This is a genomic window from Pirellulales bacterium (assembly GCA_036499395.1).
Taxonomy (GTDB): domain Bacteria; phylum Planctomycetota; class Planctomycetia; order Pirellulales; family JACPPG01; genus JACPPG01.
Window position 1 is genome coordinate 1 of sequence record DASYDW010000129.1, and the last position, 20,285, is coordinate 20,285.

At 61.3% G+C, this 20,285-nt stretch carries 14 protein-coding genes; 2 read left to right on the top strand and 12 right to left on the bottom strand.

Going from position 1 to position 20,285, the window contains the following annotated elements:
- Nucleotides 1-205 precede the first annotated feature (205 nt).
- The 9 genes from VGN12_25520 to VGN12_25560 all read right to left on the bottom strand — a co-directional run bounded on the left by VGN12_25520 (nt 206) and on the right by VGN12_25560 (nt 13,507).
- Nucleotides 206-1,480, bottom strand: a complete 1,275-nt coding sequence (locus VGN12_25520; protein HEY4312835.1) for a patatin-like phospholipase family protein — start codon at nt 1,478-1,480, stop codon at nt 206-208.
- 209 nt (nt 1,481-1,689) lie between these two features.
- The gene (locus VGN12_25525) at nt 1,690-2,265 is read right to left on the bottom strand and encodes a hypothetical protein (GenBank protein HEY4312836.1); all 576 of its coding nucleotides are present in this window, start codon (nt 2,263-2,265) and stop codon (nt 1,690-1,692) included.
- Nucleotides 2,266-2,409: 144 nt separating this feature from the next.
- Nucleotides 2,410-3,414, bottom strand: coding sequence for a hypothetical protein (locus VGN12_25530; GenBank protein ID HEY4312837.1), 1,005 nt, complete (start codon nt 3,412-3,414; stop codon nt 2,410-2,412).
- A 117-nt stretch (nt 3,415-3,531) separates the two neighbouring features.
- Nucleotides 3,532-4,842, bottom strand: coding sequence for a DUF1501 domain-containing protein (locus VGN12_25535; protein HEY4312838.1), 1,311 nt, complete (start codon nt 4,840-4,842; stop codon nt 3,532-3,534).
- 40 nt (nt 4,843-4,882) lie between these two features.
- Complete coding sequence (locus VGN12_25540; protein HEY4312839.1) at nt 4,883-6,706, bottom strand: DUF1549 and DUF1553 domain-containing protein; 1,824 nt, start codon at nt 6,704-6,706, stop codon at nt 4,883-4,885.
- Nucleotides 6,707-6,792: 86 nt separating this feature from the next.
- Nucleotides 6,793-9,642 (bottom strand): carboxypeptidase regulatory-like domain-containing protein, encoded by a 2,850-nt coding sequence (locus VGN12_25545; protein ID HEY4312840.1) that lies wholly within the window; start codon nt 9,640-9,642, stop codon nt 6,793-6,795.
- A gap of 40 nt (nt 9,643-9,682) precedes the next feature.
- Nucleotides 9,683-10,066: a BlaI/MecI/CopY family transcriptional regulator gene (locus VGN12_25550; GenBank protein ID HEY4312841.1), complete on the bottom strand. Its 384-nt coding sequence runs from the start codon at nt 10,064-10,066 to the stop codon at nt 9,683-9,685.
- Nucleotides 10,067-10,169: 103 nt separating this feature from the next.
- Entirely contained in the window at nt 10,170-12,338 is a 2,169-nt protein-coding gene (locus tag VGN12_25555) for a DUF4838 domain-containing protein (GenBank protein ID HEY4312842.1), read from the bottom strand.
- Nucleotides 12,339-12,502: 164 nt separating this feature from the next.
- Complete coding sequence (locus VGN12_25560; protein ID HEY4312843.1) at nt 12,503-13,507, bottom strand: hypothetical protein; 1,005 nt, start codon at nt 13,505-13,507, stop codon at nt 12,503-12,505.
- Between the two features lie 205 nt (nt 13,508-13,712).
- On the opposite strand from VGN12_25560, the gene VGN12_25565 reads away from it, so the two are divergent.
- Nucleotides 13,713-13,931, top strand: coding sequence for a hypothetical protein (locus tag VGN12_25565; protein HEY4312844.1), 219 nt, complete (start codon nt 13,713-13,715; stop codon nt 13,929-13,931).
- A 324-nt stretch (nt 13,932-14,255) separates the two neighbouring features.
- Here the strand turns inward: VGN12_25565 and VGN12_25570 are convergent, their stop codons facing one another.
- Nucleotides 14,256-14,588, bottom strand: a complete 333-nt coding sequence (locus tag VGN12_25570; GenBank protein ID HEY4312845.1) for an NAD(P)H-dependent oxidoreductase — start codon at nt 14,586-14,588, stop codon at nt 14,256-14,258.
- Between the two features lie 375 nt (nt 14,589-14,963).
- Here VGN12_25570 and VGN12_25575 point away from each other — a divergent pair, with 375 nt between their 5' ends.
- Complete coding sequence (locus VGN12_25575; GenBank protein ID HEY4312846.1) at nt 14,964-15,779, top strand: hypothetical protein; 816 nt, start codon at nt 14,964-14,966, stop codon at nt 15,777-15,779.
- Nucleotides 15,780-15,810: 31 nt separating this feature from the next.
- Here the strand turns inward: VGN12_25575 and VGN12_25580 are convergent, their stop codons facing one another.
- Entirely contained in the window at nt 15,811-17,175 is a 1,365-nt protein-coding gene (locus VGN12_25580) for a DUF1501 domain-containing protein (protein ID HEY4312847.1), read from the bottom strand.
- Between the two features lie 110 nt (nt 17,176-17,285).
- Nucleotides 17,286-19,859, bottom strand: a complete 2,574-nt coding sequence (locus VGN12_25585; protein ID HEY4312848.1) for a PSD1 and planctomycete cytochrome C domain-containing protein — start codon at nt 19,857-19,859, stop codon at nt 17,286-17,288.
- Nucleotides 19,860-20,285 lie beyond the last annotated feature (426 nt).

Below are 20,285 nucleotides of genomic sequence, written 5' to 3' on the forward strand. Positions count from 1 at the left end.
ATCCACACGAAATGGTACTTCAGGTCGAAGCGACTATGCGAACCAGTCCGGTACTTTTCCATCACCCGATCATAGCAAACCGAAAAACCTCAAGGGTTCGCCTGACGGCGAGGGATTTAGACCCATCGCATGGACATTAACCCGCGCCATGGCACGATGAGCCGTAAAATCTGGGCTACGGCGACGCTCGATCGCAGACGCCCACCTAGGGGGTGGCAAAGCGCGTTCCGGAGCGCGGTATGCTCTGCTGCGACGGTTCGAGTGTCGGCGGCAGATCGAGCCACTCGCGCCCGGCCAGTGCTAATTGATAGCCGCGTTCAAACAGGCTGCACATCGCCGCCGGGTTGAACGCCATGCTGTCTTCCGGGATCGGCCAATCCTGAGGGATGGCCGCCATGCGAAAGTCCATGCCCGTGACCAACGTCAACGTGTGGATGCGCACCAGGTCGTTGCGCGTCTGTGCGTGCGTCAGCGTACTCAACGATCGGCCGGCAATTTTCAGCACGCGATCTTCCACGCACTTCGGATCGGGAAACGATTTGCCCGCGACAATCACATACACGCACGAGCCGGCCAGCGGTTGCGCTCCGCCGGCGAATTCGGACGCGTCGATCGGGACCAACGAAGCGCGAAAGAAGACCTGCGCCGTGGTGCCGCCGTCGACATGCATCTCGGTAAAGCGCTGATCGTTGACCGAGACATCAATCGGCACGGGCGGAAAGAAGCCAGGGGGCGAAGCCGACGCCAGAATCACTTGCCGATACAGCGCGAGCGAGTCCGCCGTACCGCTTGCCGCGATCGCCCCCATGTCCCAGATCACCAGCCGGCCGGTGTCCAGGTTCGTCGTGCCGATAAACAGCCGGCGCCCCTGGGCGTGCGCTTGGGCCACTTCACACAACAATTGCGGCGTCACGGTGGCCGCGATGGCGCGCTCCAGCGGCGCCGACGACACGAACGCGTCCGAACACAAGGCGACCGGCTTCAGACGCTTGTGGTAAACATCCGCGGTCGTCGTATGAGTATAAAACTGCCGCACCGCACCATCGTATTGCGGTCCCAGAAAGGCGTACGTCGCGATCAGGGCGCCGGTGCTGACGCCGGTGACAATGTCGAACTGCGGGCGTTGTCCGCTGGCGGTCCAACCATTGAGGATTCCCGCCGAAAATGCGCCATAGCTTCCGCCGCCCGAGAGCGCGAGGACGTTGTGTTTCTTGCCCGCCGGGTTCAACCCTTCCGGATGCGCTGGCTTGATTCGCGCGAAGGCCGCTAGAAAGGTCTCGTGCTCTTGGGCGTAATCGGTCTCTCCCGTCGAATTCAGGTCGACCGCCGCACCGGAGACCAGCAATCCGGTCGGCACACAGGCGCGATAGTTGGTACAGCCCGCTGCCAAAGCGAAACAGAGCAATGCCGTGACGAGCGGCAGCAATACCCGGCCTTGCGGGGAGAGAACCGGCAAGGGCTTTGGCCTGTTTCGTTCCATCGAGTCGCCCGCGCGCCTGCCCAAACGCCGATTTGGGCAAAAGATATCCCGGCAACTATACCCCCACCATTTCAGGTGCGCGCGGTGGGGATCAACATCCGAGACAAATTGCCACCATGGCGCGCTCGCGCTGCACGGCAACACCGGGATATCTTTCGCGGGCCAAATACTTTCGCCGCGCAATACAGCTTACGCAATCACGACGGTCGCTACTCGGCCGCCTTCGCTGGTTTGCGCTTGAGCGTTCCGTGTGGGCGTTCGCCGGGCTTACCCCCGCTGTAGCCAACGAAGGACGAATCCAAGGTATTCGCATCCTTGATTTGCATGGTCCCTTCGTGGACGTGTGCGTCGGTTGCAGGGTCGAAATTCGTTCCGCCCTGGAAGACGAATTTGATCTCGCCCGGCTTGTTGCTCTTCTCGAAGCGCAAGATCGGCGCGTTCTGTAACGCGCAGTAATGTGTGAGCAACAACTTGTCGCCATCCATGTGGTAGATCGAAATCATCTCCATCGGCTCGCCTTCGAAAATCGTCTCCATCACAGCGCTGCCGGCTGCTGTCGGCCGGAAGTTGACCGCATGCGACTTGCCGCCGTGGTCGTGATCGCCTCCGGACCGTTCCCACTCGCCGGTTAGCGTCTTCAAAAACTCGAACGCCGAATCGGCATCGTAAACAACTGACTGAGGACTTTTCTTCGGCGCATCTTCCGATTTCGAGTTGTCTGCCCCCATAGTCCAGTCCGACAACGAAAACAGGACCAGAGTCGCAGCAAAAGATTTCATCTTCATCGGATCATCTCCTTGGGCGCAGGGAGGAACGAGCGCCTAACGGCGGTTGGCACCCTTCGGTTATCAATCTGAAACAGACCCGGATCAAGTCCCGTCGACAAAAAAACGCGGCCGCGGGCTTTCTGCCCGCTGCTTACTGCCTACTTATTGCACCCGCACCAGCTTCATGATGCGCCCCGCGACGTTCCAGTCTTGCACGTACAGGTTCCCATCCTTGTCCCAGCTCGATCCGTGCGTGCCGGAAAAAATGCCCTCGATCCAATGTTCCTGTGGGACATTGAAATTCATCCGCGCTGCCGGATCGGCATTATGACCCAGCACGGCGATGATCGTGTTGCTCTTGTCGAGAATCACCAGCCGTCCGTGCAGATCCGGCACCGACACATAGTCCCCCTGCACGACGGCCGACGTCGGCATTCCGAGCCCGGTCACGACTTCGGCGATGAAGTTCCCATCCAGATCGTAATGCAGCAATCGTCCCTTCGGCTCGTGATTGCGATCACAAATTAACAGCCGCGGCGGGTCGTACCGCGTGTCGAGCGTCATGCCGTGCGCGGTGTTGAACTGCTTGAGGTCATTTCCGGGCGAACCGAAATGCATCAGGTACTTGCCCGTCTTGTCGAACTTAAAGATGTGGTTGCTAGCGTAACCATCCGACAGGAAAATATCGCCGTTGGGAGCCATGGTAATCGCGGTCGGGTTGAACTTCTTCAGGTCCAGTCCCGACTCCTTGGGAAAACCCAGCCGCAACACGATTTCACCGGTCTGGGCGTTGAACTTGATTCCCTCGGCGTCGTTGTTGCGTGCTCCGTAGATGTACTCGGTTCCATCCTCGTCACGGATCTTCATGTCGTGGATGTTCGAATGCTTGTCGTCCACGAACGAGCGAATCACCTTGCCATCGGGATTGAAGACGACGACGCCCTTATTGGCGCTGGTGTAGATATTCCCTTCTTTGTCGATCACGACCGAGCCGTGCGTTGGCCCGAGTGCCGAGCGCCCGTCGGGCAACAGCCCCCAGCCCGGCACCGTATCGAAGGTCATCTTGCCGCAACCCATGCGTACTGGCTGCACCTTGTCCGCGGCCAGCACGGGATGCGACATCACCAAGGCCAACGCGAATACGAGCCAAGCGGACGAATTCTTCATGGTTGCGAAATCCTGGTGCGTGGGACGTGCGAAATAAAGGCGCGAGTGCTCGCCAAGCCTCCAACGATAACTTGCCGAGCGCACGAAGAGAATAAGCCGGCCCCGCACGGCCGCCGGCTAGGCCATGATTGCACCGATCGCTCGTCCACTCTCGAACAGCTTCACCGGGCGGCCCGCCGTCGTTGTCACACGACTGTCTGCCGGAAAGCCCAGCAGTTGTAGTGCGGTCGCCGCCAGATCGTCGGGCGAACAAGGGGCATCGGCCGGATCGTTACCACGCGCATCGGAACTGCCATGCACGTATCCGCGCTTCAGCCCACCGCCACTGGCGAACCAGGTCATAACACGCGACCAATGGTCCCGGCCGGCCGTGTTGTTCACGACCGGCGTGCGGCCGAACTCGCCACCGCACAGCAGCAAGGTCTTGTCCGACAGGCCGCGCTGGTCCAAATCGGTAACCAGGGCCGCCAGCGCCTTGTCCAGCGGCGGCAGCAGCCGGCGCAGCGTGGAGAAGTTATCGACGTGCGTATCCCAGCCGGAAGTGCCGACCGTTACGAAGCGCGCCCCCGCCTCGATCAGCCGGCGCGCCACGAGCATGCTGCGCCCCACTTCTCCTTGTCCATACAGCGCAAGCGTGGCCTCGGATTCGCCAGTCAGATCAAAGGCACTGCCAATTCGATTCGATGCCAGAATGTCGTGCGAGTCCAGTTGGAATCGACTAAACGTCGGCACCAGATCCGTTTCGCGATGGCGCTCGACAAACCGGGCATTGAACAGCTCTTGCATGCGGCGGCGCTCGTCCAGTTGTGCCGGGCTCATGCTAGCCGGAAGAACAACGCCGTTGAGGTCATTCGCAGGCTGGTCTTTTGTCCTCATCGCTTTCGCTGCCGAAAAGCGAAACGGATCGTACGCGGCCCCCAGAAACCCGGCGCCGGTGTTGGCGGCCTCGCCGATCGTGAAATACGGCGGCATGCCGGCGCTGGTCGGTAGCAGCTTCGCCGCCAGCGAGCCGATCGAAGGATACGTGAGTGCGGCGCTGGGCTTGTTACCCGTCATGACATATTGTGCGCCGGGCGTGTGGTCGGGAATGTTGTGGTGCAGCGAGCGCATCAACACACCGCGGTTGATGATTTCTGCGGTGCGCGCCAAGTGTTGGCTAAAGCGGACGCCCGGCAACGCCGTTTCGATCGTATCGAACTCGCCACGCACTTCGCGCGCGACGTCCGGCTTGGGGTCCCACATATCGATCGTGGCCGGCCCACCGCCGAGCCAGATCATGATCAGCCCCGTGGCCCGCGCAGACATCCGCTCGGGCGTGGATTCTGCGCGCAGCAAATCGGCCGACCCCACGCCCAGCAATCCGCTCCAGCCGATTTGCAACAGCGTGCGCCGCGAACAACGACTGCCCGTCGATGCGCGATTTCTCATGACAACACCCTCTTCCTGGAACGCGTCGCGCGTTTCATGGTCAGTGAATGGTGATGAACTCTTGCGTGTTGACCAGTCCCCACAGGATGCTTTCGAACGCCAAGCGCCGATCATCGGCTTGCCTAGTGGCCTCGGCGGCAGCGGTCCGTTCCCGGTCAGTTGGCAGACGTGACAACGTGCGCAAGAACAGCTCGTCGATGATCTCGTCCGTTCCCAACCCGGCGTCGAGTAACGGGCCCAGCTCTCCCGCCGAGAGATCAGCCAGCAAATTCTCGTCGCTCATCAAAGCCAACGTCTGGCGAATCGACGGACTGTTGGTCGTCTCGCAGTCGCAGGTCTGCGTACGCTTCGATCGCCCGAAGAGCGTGAGGACGCCATCCCAGCGGTTGCTTCCCAAACTACTGGCGGCGATTTCTACGGCGAGAATGTCCTGAGGAACATTGCCGCCGAAGTCAGGCTTGATGCCGGTCGCGCCGCACCACATATCGATGAACGTTTCAGCCGGCGGCATCCGCACATACGCGCGCGAGAAATAATCCCGATCTCCGCGATTCGTATCGTTGGGCTCGGACGACAACTGCCAGGACGTCGAATTCAGAATCAGCCGCTCAAGCCATCGAATGTCGTAGCCGTGCTGGACGAAATCGCCCGCCAGTTGGTTCAGCAGTTGCGAGTGCGGCGAAGCCTCGGCTGCCGAGATCGAGTCCAGCGGCTCGACCAGCCCACGCCCGAAGTAGTACGCCCATACACGATTCACAAAGTTTCGCGCGAAGAACGGGTTCTGCGCATCGCACAGCCAGTCCGCGAGCGCCACGCGTTCGTCGCGCAATTGCTGCAGCTGACCGGCAGTAGGCACCGGCCCCAGTTCAGGTCCGCCCAGCGCTTTCGGAATTAACCCGTCTCCGGCAAAACCGGCCGTGGCTGTATCGGCCAGATAGACTTCGCGCACGCTGGGCAACGGACGCCCGACCGGTGTTCCTTCGGCCACCTGCCGACGCCGCGCCTCGATCCGGACCGTCACTCGGGCGCGCAGCTCCGGCGACATGTCGAAGCGAACCCGGGAGAAGATGCTGACAAACTGTCGATAATCCTGCTGCGTCCATCGTTCGAAGGGATGGTCGTGGCAGCGGGCACAATTGATCCGTACTCCCAAGAAGCTGGAGGCAATCCGTTCGGCCATCTGCTCGACCGGGTACTTGTCCTCGACGTTCTTCCGACGCCAGAACAAATCGAGAACCTCGCGTTCCGCATAATCGGATTCGAAACCGGCGCGGGCTTGAAGAACAAGCGTCGCCTCGCGATCGATCCAACTCTCGGTTTCCCCCGCGGCATGACTGGTGGCGGTAATGATGCCACGCACCAATTGGTCGTACGGCACGTTGCGTTCAAGGCGCCGGCGCAGCCACTCGTACCACATCTGGGCCCGCTTCGGCTTTAACTCCGCAGGCTCTTCCAAAGTTTCGATGCTGTTGCCCGTGATGTCGCAAAAACGTGTCGCCCAGACCGCGGCGTGCAGCGAATGCGCGAGCAATTCGTCGATCTTGCGACTGCGCTTTTGGGGATCATTGTCCGCAGTGAACGCGCGCACGTCGGCCGGAGTCGGCAATTGCCCGATGGTCGTCAGAGTGAGTCGTCGCAAGAATGTGGCGTCATCGCACAAGACAGACGGCACGATCGCGTGCTCACGAAGGTGGGCAAAGATCTGCTCGTCGATGAAATTCCTCGAGGCCGGCTCTGTCCAGGGAGTGAAGGGGGACTCGCTCGGCTCTGCGGAGTCGTCCGCCACGGCCCCGGGCAGGCAGAACCAGGGGCCCCAGCACAGAGCCCCTGCGCAACACCAGGCGATTAGCAACGTTCGACGCATCCTGTCGCCCGCCGATCAAGAGATTTACGTTCGTTGCCAGATCGGAACTTAGACACCGCTGCCCATGCCAAAGCGGCATCCATTCTTCATTCTTCCTCTATAAAGTCGGCAACTGCCGGTTTATCCGCATCGCCATTCGCGGCCGCGGCCTCTTTCTTCATCACGAGCACGACTTCACGATCCTCGCCTTCGGCCAGCGACAGCTTCTGCGCGGTCGTTGCGTAACCTTCTTTCTTCAGATCGATCGAAAATGGTTCGTCCGGCAGCAGTTGCGAGCTGCGCCATCGCCCGTCGGGTTGTTTCTCGAAGCTAACGTGGCCGCCGGTGGTATAGGCGGTCATTTCCTCCTTGCCGTCTGTTTCTCGCGTGTAGTTCAAAACCGGCTGGCAATCAGGCAGTACGTTTCCCTGTTCATCGACGGGCTTCACGAGCAGAATCGGGGCTGTGTAACGGATGATCTCAAAACCGGACAGGTCCTCTTCCATAACTCCCAGCTTCACGCGGCGACCACGCTGCAGCGGCGCGTCGTGCGACATGCGCCAGCGCAGCGAACTGTGCTCGTTCGTGGACAGATCGAGCTCGACATCCGCTCCGTGGGGCGCCAGCGCTATGAGCTTGCCATCCTGGCCAGGGGTCGAGCTATTGGCGAAATAAAACTGCCCGTCCATGCGACCGAATAGGTGGAACTCGTGTCCCCGGCGCGGCTTGTCGGCGCTATCAAGATAGGTTCCCCGGATCACGACGTGCGGCACGGCGCGAATGTCGAACGGCTCCGGCGCCTTGCCATCCACGATCGCTAACTTCGTCTGCAAGAAGACCTGCTCAAGCGGCGGCGGATCGTACTCACCCTCTTTGTGATTCGGTTCCATCCGGACGTTGTATTCTCCGTCAGGCAAAGCCAATAACGCATACTCGCCATCGGGGCCCGTGACAGCATTGCGCGTGATACCCTGCGCGACGGCATTGCTGCGCAGGAATTCGTCCGCTTTCTCGCCATCGCTCTTAGCACGCGCTTCAACGCGCACGCCGGCGACCGGCGCCCCTTTAGCATCCAGCACGCGCCCACGAACCGCGGTTCCGTGCTCCATCACCAGTCGGCCCCAGTCCCCGCGACGATTCCCGATTCGGTGGGCTTGCGGCGCGTTTTCAGCCGGCCTGATCCACAACACACCGTCGCCTGGCGTTGGTGGCACTATACGGAACCCGCCGGCGGCGTCGGTCTTCGTCTTTTCGAACGAACCGCGCCCAAATTTTTTCTTGGAATGATCGGACACCGCGTACATCGAAATCTCGACGTCCGCCAGCGGCTCACCTTCTGGATTCACGACCGTGCCAGTGATCGGCTCGCCGGACCAGAGCTTGATCGTCGAATAGAATGGCGGCTCTCCCTTCGTAAGGTTTTTGCGAATCATCGCGTGCGAATAGCCACTACGTCCCTTGGACGCATAGGTCGGATGATGCGCTTCGACCTCGATGTACAGACTGTCGTCCGCCACTTCCTCGGGCGGCAGAGTAAAGGAATAATGTCCCGCGGCGTCAGTCATATGCTCGGTTTTTCCGAGAGTGCTCCAGCCCCCCGTCTTCGGATCGCGGCTGAGCTTGTGCCAGACGACGACCTGCACTCCTTCAATCGGACTGTCGGTTAGCGCATCTTTCACAATGCCGTCATACGTAATGCTTGCCACATCCTTCGTTGATTCGGGTGCAGGCGAAGCTTTTTGATCTTCCGCCGGCTTGTCTTCGGCCGAGAGTGCTGCAACGAGCGTTTCCTTGTTCGGTGTCGGTTCGCCTCCCGGCGCCGCGCCGGCATCAAGTCGCACGACCGACACCGATACGACGAGCAGCAATACCGCCGCGCCGATCGCCAGGCTTTTGCCGCGCGGACACGTCGGCCGCGGCCGCGCCATATCATTGAGCAAAAACACGATGCGTTCGCGCAGCGTCGACCGCCGGTCCCCCATGCCCAACATCAGTTGCGAGTTCGGCGCTAGCCGTAGCCGGGCCAGCTTGACCAGGAATTCGGCATAATCGGCCGTCGAGCTTCCCTGCTCCGATGCGTCCGCATCGGCCAGTTGATCCATGCACACGGCCAGTCGACCGCGCAGCCACCAGAACAGCGGCTGATAGAAAAGCAGCATCTGCAGGAACGTGGCAAAGTGCCAGGTCGCGAAATCGCGACGAACCACGTGCGCCCACTCGTGTCCCAGGTAGTAGCGCAACCGTCTGACATCGCCTTCACGCACGACGTTTGCCGGAATCATGATCACCGGTCGCAGCACGCCCCAAGTCACCGGTCCGGCAATCTGGTCGCTTTCCAGCAGGCACACCGGCCGCGCCCGCGGCCCAGCGATTCGCGACAGCTCGGCATAGACCTCGGGCGACGCCTGGCGAGCCCTGTTCCGCAGGCCCGACAGGCGCCGATACGCGCTCGCCCAACGAATTGAGAACACAAATACTCCCAGCCCATAGGCCACGCACACGCCGATCGGCAGCAGTCTCATCAGCTCCCAGCGTGGCGCGCGGTCCGGCACCGCGGCCGTCGTCTGCGAAGATTCTCCAGCGTCGCGCGGCTCGGCAAGATTCGTCCCGGAGACAGTCGTTTCCGAAGGTTCGAGAGCCGGTGCGTTGATCGCCACATCGGCATTCATTGTTGACACAGGAGTCGCCGGCAAGATGTCCGTCGTCCCAGATTGTTCAGCAGAACGCGGCGCCGCGACAGGTTCGCCGAAACGTAACAGCCCAAGCGAGAATGCTCCGAGCTGCGGTACTCCCAGCAGCGCCAGCGCGGCCAGCGTGCCGACCAGCGCCCATTGAATCAATCGCAGGCGATCGGCCGGCTGCCGCAAGACGGACACCCCGAGCGCGGCGAGCGTTAATAAAAACGTACTCGCCAGAATTCCATGCAGCAGCCACGTGTACGCGGAAAGCGAGGTCATGTCACTTTCTCCAGCAGGCGCATTTTAGGCCTCAGCGTATTTAATCGTTGTCCGAGCGCTTTTTGCTTCGTCCCTTCTTGCGCGCGTCCTTGATCAGCTCTTCCAATTCGTCGAGCGTCTCCGGCTTCACCCGTTCGGCCGACAGCATGCTCAGCACGAGTTGATCGAGCGAGCCGTTGAAGACCTGCTTCAGAAACCGCGACGATTCATGTTCCCGGCTATAGAGCGGTCGGTAGATCAGCGTCCGCCCGTCGCGGCGATGCGCGACCAGTCCCTTGCGGTCCATGATGCGCAATTGCGTCTGCACCGTGTTGAAGTGCGGATCGCCGGCCACGGCCATCTGCTCGTGAACGGCGCGCACACTTCCTTCGCCGATGTCCCACAGGACCTTGAGAATCTCGAGTTCACGATCGGTCGGATTCATGAAATGCGGCCTCCGTGTCACCTAATTTATTAGGTTAGGTATTCTCTGTCAAGAATCGGGCAGAGTTTTTTCCGAATCGTGGCCGAGCTACCAGACTCACACGCTACTGCGCGTCATCCTTGAACAGCGGCTTGTTCGTACCTGCCTTGTCGCTGAACAGCAACTCGATATCGATGATCTGATTCTTCTCGACCGTCGCATTGCTAATGTAGTCCGACACGAACATGTTGCGGGGATCGTGCCGGAAAGCGATCAACTCGCGCATCGACTGCCGTGCTTGCGCAAGTCGGGCCAGATCCTTGGGAGTCGCGCCTCGCTCGGCACCGGCGCTCTCGAAATCCAGAAAATCCTGCAGCCGGGTCGCTAACTGCGCGTGCTTTAATCCGGCCTGCAAGAACTGCACGCGCGCGGCAAACTCCGGCAGCGGATCCTGCCGCGCCGTCTCTAGCGCCATGGCCAGAATCGCTTCGGCCGGAGCGTAAACCTCTTTCGGATACGCCAGATAGTGCCCGCGGATTCTTTTCAAACGCTCCAGCGCCCCGCGCGGATCGGTTTCCAGATCGCGAATCGTCGGTCGCGTCGCGGCGTAATGCTCCCAATAGTCGAAGTACCGCTCGACGTCTGCCGCCGCAGGTCCGAAGGCCGAAAAGTATTCCTTCCGAATTGCGTCGATCGTCAGTTGTGGACTCCAGAGCAGTCGGTGGTGCATGTACGCCATCGGGCCGTGCGCCGCCCAACTGAACGCGTAGCTGCGGAAGCTGGTGCCGACCATGCCATGCTCGTAGGCAAAGCGAAAGAACTCTCCGGATTGCCGCGTCGTGACGTTTGGCGTCACATAACTGTTCAACAGGTAGTTCGGACCGTACACGAGCGACATTCCGGTGCCGGCCCAGCCCTGCCACTGGTCGCGATACCAACGATCCTCTTCCTCGCTCATGGGATACCAGCCATCTCGCGCGCCGTAGATGACGAACTCGCCGAAGATGTTCTTGTTCAGCTTGATGCCCGTCTGCGGCGCAGGCAACGTATTGTGATAAAGGTAAACGCCCACTTTGACGTCGGCGTTTCGTGGCACCGCCAGGTCGTAAACCGTTTTCCAATAGCGGGCGTAGCGATCTCCCACGGCACGCGGCGTGTACTTCAACAGGCGCAAGTAATCGGGAGCATCCGTCTCCTGAGGTCCGTCCCACGCCAGGCAGTTGGCACAGTGGCACATACTTTCGCCAGCCGCATCGGCTTCGCCAAGCGTCAGAACGCCACTGCCATCCCAGGCCTGGTCGACGATGAAATGTTGCAGGTGCGGATTCGAAACGCACAGCGGCGTCCAGGCGCCGGCGCGAGGCGTTTTCAGCCCACGCTCTCCGTCAGCGCGTTGGGCAAACCATTCGGGATGCTCTTTGCCATACGTGGCCCACCAGTCTGTCACTCCCGCGATGACGTGCGACCCCAGAATGACGCGCGGATTCTCGATCTGCGTCACACGGCGGTGGCGGCGATGAAAGACCTCGACCGCTTTGCCGTACGTGTATCCAGCATCCGCTGTGGGAAAGACGAGGTTGTTGACGACGGCTTCCGAGATTCCGCCGACCTTATAGTTCCGCGGTATTTTTCGACCGAAATACGATCCCGTCAGAAAGATCTGCGGAAGATCCCATCCGCCTAGGTTGCGATACAGCAATCGCGGCTTCACGGTTCGATCACCGGCGGCAACGACCAACGTCTCGCACGGCGGAACATACGTGCCCAAATCGCCGGGCCATAGCCAGCGCACGCCGAAATCCTCTTCGAGCAAATCATAAACGCCCAACAACGTTCCGCCGTGTACACATTCCATGCTGAGCGGATTCCACGGCTCGGAATACAAAGGACGCGTGCCGTGATACTGCTCGGGCAACAGTTCCTTACCGACGATGTACACATCACGACCGTCGGTGCGCCGCACGTACTCTTCGACCTGCAGCGAATCGAAGTCGATTCCTTGCTTTCGCGCCGCGTCGCATGCGCCGACAAAGATCCGGCTTTCGTAACCCCCCGGAATCGTATCCTCGGTCGCGACGGCCAACTGCTGACCGGTCGCCTTCCGCACATGCGCGACCAATTCCTGGGCAGCGTACGTCGCCACGGGCGATGGCTGGGCGGCGGTCACCACGACCGCGTACGCTTTACCGTCGCGCACCAGGCTAACTTGCGCGAATGCGGATCGTAGTGAGAAGGCCAGCGAAAAAAGGCCGATAGTCGCCAACAGCCACGAGCGAGAGATTCGACAAAGCATGGCGTGCCTCCGAGCCCGGGCACCCGCGCTAAATCAAAATGTCGATGCGCAACCGCCTCGGTCGGCGTGGATTATATCCCCGGCGCGAACCGAAGTCCGGTACAAACCCGCGCAACTCGAAGAGCAGATCGCCGGCGCCCCGAGGCTTACGTTTGCCCCGGCAGCTATTTCGAATGGCGCGATTCGAGCTTGCGCAGCTTGGCGGATTGCTCAGGCGAGAGAGCGGCGAACACCTGTTCGCTAGCCTTCCGGCGGATCGACGCAACCTTGCTCATCACCTCTTGCGTTCCCAGTTCCGCGATTTGGCGATAAACCGTCTGCATCGCGTCTTGAGACTGCCGCAGGATCGCATCGATTCGCTTCTGCTGAGTGACGGAAAGTTGCAACGTCGCCTTATGGCGTGGTATGGCCAGCAGCAACGTTTCAGCGGCGTCAATAACTCGGGCACCCACCGCGCCTGCGGTCGACTTGGCAATCGCCTGCGAAGAGATAGTCGCCCGATCCGCAGCGCCCGACACGGCATTCACCACATGATCCACGGCCCCCGTCGCCATCGAGGCTCCCGTATCGGCCCAGCCGGCACCGCCGCGCGTCGTGCTCGGCTGTCGATTGGAGTTTATCGCGGTCGCCTCAGCCAAGCGGCGGCGCGCCGCCGCGGTGACATGTGGATTCTCGGCGTTGCTCCGCCGCGATTGTGTGGTCGTTGGTGTTTGCAAACTGAGCTCGCCGCCTGATGGCATGACTTCCCAAGCGATCGCGACGATTCCGCCCCCTAACACAAACAGTGTGATCGCGTAGAACCAGAAGTTCGAGCGAAACTGCGGACGCGCGAGCGATGAAGAAGAGGGCCAGAAATGCCCCGGCGCTACCATGTCCGCCGCAGAATATAGATCTTCGAGTCGCACCAGCCCGAGACGTACGACGTCGCCCTGTTCCTGGCGATGGACGACTCGCACGCGGCAAAAACCCTGCGTCCAGGAAAGCGTGGCCACCGCTTCCGGCTGCAAGTCGCACGCGCCGTCGAGGCACACTGCTAACCCGCCGGCCGACTGTTCCACAACCGTCGCCGGACGATCGGCGTCTTGCCAGCGCAGGATCGCGCCTTGGCATTCCGCGGAGACCGGCAGCCGGCGGGCCTGGCGCTGCTCGGTGACGGAACTAATGGTCATGCGGTTTACTCGGGCTTTTGCCCACGGTCCCACGTCTGGCAAACGACGACGAAACAGGCCAGATGCAACTCAAATGCCGCCCGCTCGCTGGACTGTGCGCCGGACGACCTGGCTTTCGCGCAGCTCAATGCGGGGCAGCCACTTACGCGATGGGGCGGATGGACCTTCAGCGAATCGTTTGGGGCGAAAACCGGATACGGCCGTAATGCGATTTCCACCGAACGTTGCCGAAAACCCACGCTCGCAGACCGCTGTCGGGCATGATCAGGCGCAGCGAAAATTCACGACGACCGGCACGATCAAACCGTGTACCGGTCGAACGAAAGAACCCGCACTGGCCAAACGCTGTCGAGCCAAGGCACCGCAAGCGCTGGCCAGCGCGGGGCAACTGGCGGCCGGTCGAGCCAAAGGTTGCCGCTCGTAGAAGTGCAGCCGCACAACCTGAGTCGTGTTTAGCGGGAACCCAACGTCAGGCGCCCAAGCCTTTGCAAATGCCGGACCACTACGCGGCGCTGCCGTGAAAGCCCTGCAATTCAGGGCGGTGTAACTTCCACTTACTTTCCGCGCGATGATGAATTGTCCCGCGGTGACGAATTCTTCGTCATCGCCGCGCCGTGCGTCTGCCCTTCACGCTTGCTCAGGACATCATCGACATTTACTGGAGAGCGCTCGAATCGCCCGAGCCGAGGATTGAGTAGTCGACTTTTTGGCGATCTACAAGCGCCCGCTGAACAATCGTTGACCGAGGTTACGAGTGCCGGAACGGCCCGTGCAGGGTTTCCACCGTCAGGCGGCCGAATTTGAACAGCCGGTCGCGCAGTTTGTCCTGCGGTTGCCCCTGTTCGTCGAAGACTTTATGCGCGGCCGCGATTGCGACTTGCCGCGGCAACACCCAGGCATGCAATCCGCGCCCCACGTCGCGCAGCCCGGACAGCGCACCGAGCGGGCCCATGCTGCCTCCTGAAACGCCAATCAGGGAAATCAACTTCCCTTGCCAGTCTTCCAACTCGGTCAGGTCGAGCGCGTTCTTCAACACGCCACTGAACGAACCGGTATTCGGGGCTACCAAAGATCGCAGCATCGGCCTCTTGAACATGTCGACAAGGAAAATAATTCGACAAGATCACTAAGATTATTATATTTATCATGTTTTCGGCAACTCGCTCCGTTCGCCGTTATTTTCCTAGCTGCGTCGCTGACTGGACCCTCCGGAGGCACGCTGCGCAGACCTGTTCGGGTCACGCATGCCGGCCCATCCAGCAGTGCCACCGCGCTTCCGGTACACTCGCAACGTCGCCCCCATGGGGTTGGTGCCGCGGGTCGAGCGCCTTTCTGCGCTCATGGAGCCGTTGTCCGCCTTTCATGGCATGCGTTCACCTGAGCATCCTGCCATCTCGCGGCTGGCCGTTGTGTCGCTCACGGTCACTCGGGTCCTTTTGTTCGAGAAAGGTATCGCATGCGTCTGATCAAGCTTCCCGGTGTCGACGCGCCGCAAGGGCGGTGGATCTCGCTATCCGCGCAGCGCCGCTTCGTATGCGACCTGATGCGCCATGCAAAGCGCGTCCCCAGCGTTCCTTCCGAGCGGCGGATGCGGCTTGCCGAGCTGATCGCGGCCCGCCGCCTGCGTCCGAACCGCATCAGCTGGTGCGCCATCTTTCTCAAGGCCTACGCCATTGTCTCGGCCGAGCGTCCCGAGCTGCGCCGCGCCTATATGCCATATATCTGGCCGCACCTGTATGAACATCCCTTCAATGTGGCCAGCTTCAGCCTCGAGCGGTCATATCGCGGCGAAGAAGGAGTCTTCTTTGCCAAGGTTCGTCAGCCCGAGCTTTTGAGCCTTGAAGAACTCGACGCACTGGTTCGGCATCGCAAGCAAGCGCCCGTGGAGAGCATTCCCGAATTTCGCCAGGCCATGCGGCTCAGCAGCTTGCCCGCGCCGGTGCGCCGCTTGATCTGGTCGCTCGGGCTGTACAGCGACGGCGGTTATCGGGCGCACTTTTTCGGCACCTTCGCCGTCAGCGCCGCAGCCTCGCAGGGTGCGGCCGGGCTGCACATTCTTTCTCCGCTGACGACCACTTTGAACTACGGCATGTTCGATGCCGACGGCTCGCTCGACGTTCGTTTGACATACGACCACCGCGTGCTCGACGGCTCGCCCGTGGCCCGCGCGCTCACGGCGCTGGAAAGCGTTCTTCGCAGCGAGATTTTGGACGAATTGCGCGACGCCGAGCCGCTCGGCAGTCGACGGCCCGCAGTGGCCTTGGCAAGTTGATTCGGGCCTGGCAACGTTTGGCCGTCGCCCTTTACGCAAAGATGTCCCACGCGACGTTGCCGGCTACGTCGGTCAGGCGGAAATCGCGTCCCGCGTAGGGATACGTCAACTGCTCGTGGTCCAGCCCCATCAAGGCCAGCAGCGTGGCGTGCAGGTCGTTCATGTGCATGCGCCCTTCGACCGCATGCAACCCGAATTCGTCAGTGGCGCCGTACGAGAAGCCACGTTTTACGCCTGCCCCGGTCATCCACATCGGATAGCCGGTGATGTTGTGGTCGCGGCCGTCCGGCCCCTGGGCCGTGGGCATGCGTCCAAATTCGCTGCCGAATAGGACCAGCGTATCCTCAAGCAGCCCGCGGCGCTGCAGGTCCGTGAGGAGTGCTGCCGCCGGCTGATCGGTCGCCGCGCAATTCGAGATCAATCCCTTATGCAAATTGTTGTGATGATCCCAGCCGGGCTGGCAGATCTCGACGAACCGCACCCCCGCCTCGCTCAACCGGCGCGCCATCAGACACTGGCGGGCAAAGCTCCCCGCTGGCCCCGGCTTCACGCCGTACTCGTCCAGGATGTATTGCGGCTCGCGCGATAGATCCAATATTTCGGGAACACGGTCCTGCATCCGGAAGGCCAGCTCGTACGATTGAATGACGCCGTCGAGCTGCTCGGGCGCGCCAGGTGTGCGCGCCAGATCACGATTCATCGCCTGGATCAGATCGATCTGCTTCCGCTGCAAGGACGCGACCGTCTGCGCCTTCAAGTTCGGCAGGTAACCCTGGTCGTTGATTTTGGTCCCTTGAAAATGCGCGGGCAGAAACGCGCTGCCATAGTTCGCCGCGCCACCGAAATTCGGCGGCGGATTGATCGTGATATAGCCGGGCAGATCCTGGTTCTCGGTCCCGAGCCCGTACATCAGCCAGGCCCCCATCGAAGGGCGCGTCAGACTGACGATCGCGGCGCCAGTGTGCAGTTGCATCACCGCCTCGGGATGGGCCGGCGTGTCGGTGTGCAGTCCACGGACGAAGCACAGGTCGTCGACATGCTTCGACAGATGCGGATAGAGCTCCGAGACCCAGGTACCCGTCTGACCGTGCTGGGCGAACTTGAATTTCGATCCGGTGACAATGCCGCCGCCGGGTCCGACCTTGCCGTCGTCCTCTTGCACGCGCGGCTTGTATTCCCAGGTATCCATCTGCGAGATGGAACCCTGCATGAACAAGAAGATGATCCGCTTTGCCTTGGCCGGAAAATGCGATTGCTTCGGCGCCAGCGGCGCCGGGGCAGCGCGATCAGCAGTTGCGGCGCGTGCCTTGACGGCGCGCTGATCGCCCAGCATGCCAGCCAGCGCCAGGTATCCGAAACCGGCACTGGCCGTGCCCAGCGCCTGTCGACGATTCATTGGCGAGCGCCCCGCATCCCCGAGAGACGAGATATCAAGCATTCGTAAACCTATGAACCATGTGAGGCGCCGCTGCGCAAACGGCGCGTGGGATTAACGTCGATTCGCAATCATTTCACGTATCGAAACTCGGCCGATCCGATCAGCGCCTGGCAAAAGCTTGCCCAGGCCGCTGCGGTCTCGTTCGGAGCTTGAATCACTTCTTCCACGACGGGCTCGTCGGTCTGGTCCGCCTCGTCGGGATTCGCCGGCGCCGGCTTGGCCTTGCCCGCAACTTCAACCACGGGCTCTGAGACGGACGTGGGAGCCGGCGAATTGGCCCGTACGTCCTTCGCCACCGCCGCATAGTCTGCGAGGTAACTCTGCGTGCGCTTGATTTCTTCGTTCGTGGCGGCACGCCCCACCGCCAGCCGGTAGGCGCTGTCGATACGGGCACGCTCATCTAGATCGGCGCGGGCCAGCAGTTTCTCGGCCAATGCCAAGGACTGTCGCCGCACAAACGGATCATTCAACATGTAGAGCGCCTGGGGCGCGACGGTCGTCGTGTCGCGATGCCCGGTGACCATGCCCTGCTCGGCGAAGTCGAATGCGGCGAGTGACCCCGGCGTCAGATCACGCAGCAGCGGCAGGTAAACGCTGCGATGCGTATCCTTCGCCACGACTTCGGCCACGCGACGCGCCTCGGGGCCGTTGTTTCGAAACTCGACCACTTTAAATTCCTGCGCCGCCGACCCAGTGGGGCGCGACAACTCCAACTGCCCGCCGAGTGCCAAGATCGTGTCACGCAGTTCCTCGGCGCCCAGGCGCCGCGGGCGATGCCGCCACAACAGCCGCGCGCTCGGATCGATGGCCACATTGGTCGAAGCTTCGTCCGCGCTCAGCCGATACGTGCGCGTCAGAACCAAAGTACGCACTAGCTTCTTGATCGACCATCCTTCGCGTACGAATCGCGCCGCCAGATGATCCAGCAACTCCGGATGCGACGGCGTGTCCCCGGTAATGCCAAAGTTGTCGACGCTCTTTACGAGCCCCTCGCCGAACAAATGCTGCCAGACGCGATTCACGATCACGCGCGAGGTCAGCGGGTTTTCGGCACTTGCCAGCCACGCGGCCAACTCCAACCGGCCACTCTGCGCGGGATTCACGCTCGGCGCGCCCTGAACTGCGACCACGCTCAGGAAACCGCGCGGCACAGCTGGCCCCAGCTTCTCGGCTTCGCCACGAACGCGAATTTCGGTATCGCCAACGGCCGCGGCATCACGCACGCCCAGCGCCGCTGCGCGCCCCTGCGCGATCGGGTCCGTTAGCACCATCAATTCCAACTGCATCTTGCGCATCTTTTGCCGCGCGATATTGCGCTTTGGCCGACCGTTCGGCCCAGGTTCGTCCCCCTCGGGCGTGCCGCGGATCGCCTCGAACTCGGTTTTCGCCGCACCGGCCGCCTGCTTGGCTTGCTCGATTTTCTTCTCGGCCTCGGGATCAGGCGCCACCTCGGGGCCGACCTGCAGCAGCAATTGCGAATCGTAATAATCCAGGCCGCCGCCCCCCATCTTGTTTCGCAAGCCCGCGCACAACTCGGTGCTGTGCAGGATTCCGGCCAGAGCGTAGTAATCGGCCGTTGGGATCGGATCGAACTTGTGATCGTGGCACCGCGCGCAACTGGCGGTGACCGCCAGGATCGAGCGGCTGACCGTGTCGATCTGCTCGTCGATGTTGTCCATGATGAATCGCACTTTGTAGCGCTGATTCACATCCTTGACGCCCAGCGCCAAAAAGCCTGTGGCAATCAGGTGCTCGTCACGCTCCTCCGTCGAACCGGCCGGCAAAAGATCTCCCGCGATCTGCTCGCGCAGGAATTGATCGTATGGCTTGTCCTTGTTGAACGCGTCGATGACGTAATCGCGATACCGCCAGGCATGCGGATAGGGCAGGTTTCGCGAAGACCCTGTCGATTCGCCATACCGGGCGACGTCCAGCCAATGCCGACCCCAGCGCTCGCCGAAGGCCGGCGAGGCTAGCAGCCGATCAACCAGTTGCTCGTAGGCATTACTCGATGCGTCCCACAGAAACGCGTCGATCTCTTGCGGCGTCGGCGGCAAACCGGTCAGGTCGAACGCCAGCCGCCGAATGAGTGTGCGCTGATCGGCATCGCCTACCGGCTTGAGTTGCCGCTCATCAAGTTTGGCGAGCACAAAATTATCAATCAGATCGCGCGGCCAGGATGCATCGCTCGCCGTGGGCACTGCCGTATCGCGCACCGGCTGCCAAGCCCAATGCGTTTTGCGCAGCTCTTCGTACTCGGGGTTCGGCTCATTGGTCACGACATGCACATAAGTGCCGGGCCAGACAGCGCCGTCGTTGATCCATTTCGTCAGGTCGGCAATTTGCTCGGCCGACAGCTGCTTCTTCGGCGGCATCTTCAAGTCATCGTCGGTCTGGCTGACCGCCAAGATCAACAAGCTCTCGGCAGCCTTGCCCGGCACGATGGCCGGACCGCGTCCGCCGCCAATCAACAATCCGTTGCGATCGTCGATTCGCAGCCCGCCTTGCGAATTCGTGCTCGCCGAGTGGCAGTTGTAGCAATTGCTGGCCAGCAGCGGCCGGATCTTCTTTTCGAAGAACTCGCCGGCGGCAGGGTCGTCGCCAGGCGCTTCTTCGGCCAGCGACGCCGTGGAGAAAAACAAGGCCGAGCTCGCGAGCAAAGCAAGCGCGAGATGAATTGAGCGCGTGATGCCAGAATCGAAAAACATGATCCGCGGCAAAAGAGACGAACGTTGCGACGCAAGGCGAACGATGCTCAGTGTACTGGTCCGAGCGGCAAGATGCGCCCGCAAGCAACGCAATCTACGTCCTATTGCTTGTGACCCACGAGGGCGTGAGAAACTCGTGGGCACCAGGAATGAGCGCGGCATAGTGCTACTCGCCAATGCGGGAGCGCTCGCCTCCGGTCGATCCAGTCAGCTACGCACGAATGGTGGGAAATCGACCTGTTTCGCCGTCATTCTTTAGAATGTTCAGCAAGTCGATCGATTTACGATTATTGCAATTATCGACCGTCTGTCAATAGCTTCTTTGATCAAAACCGGTGTCAGCGCCGGTGGTCGCGAGCC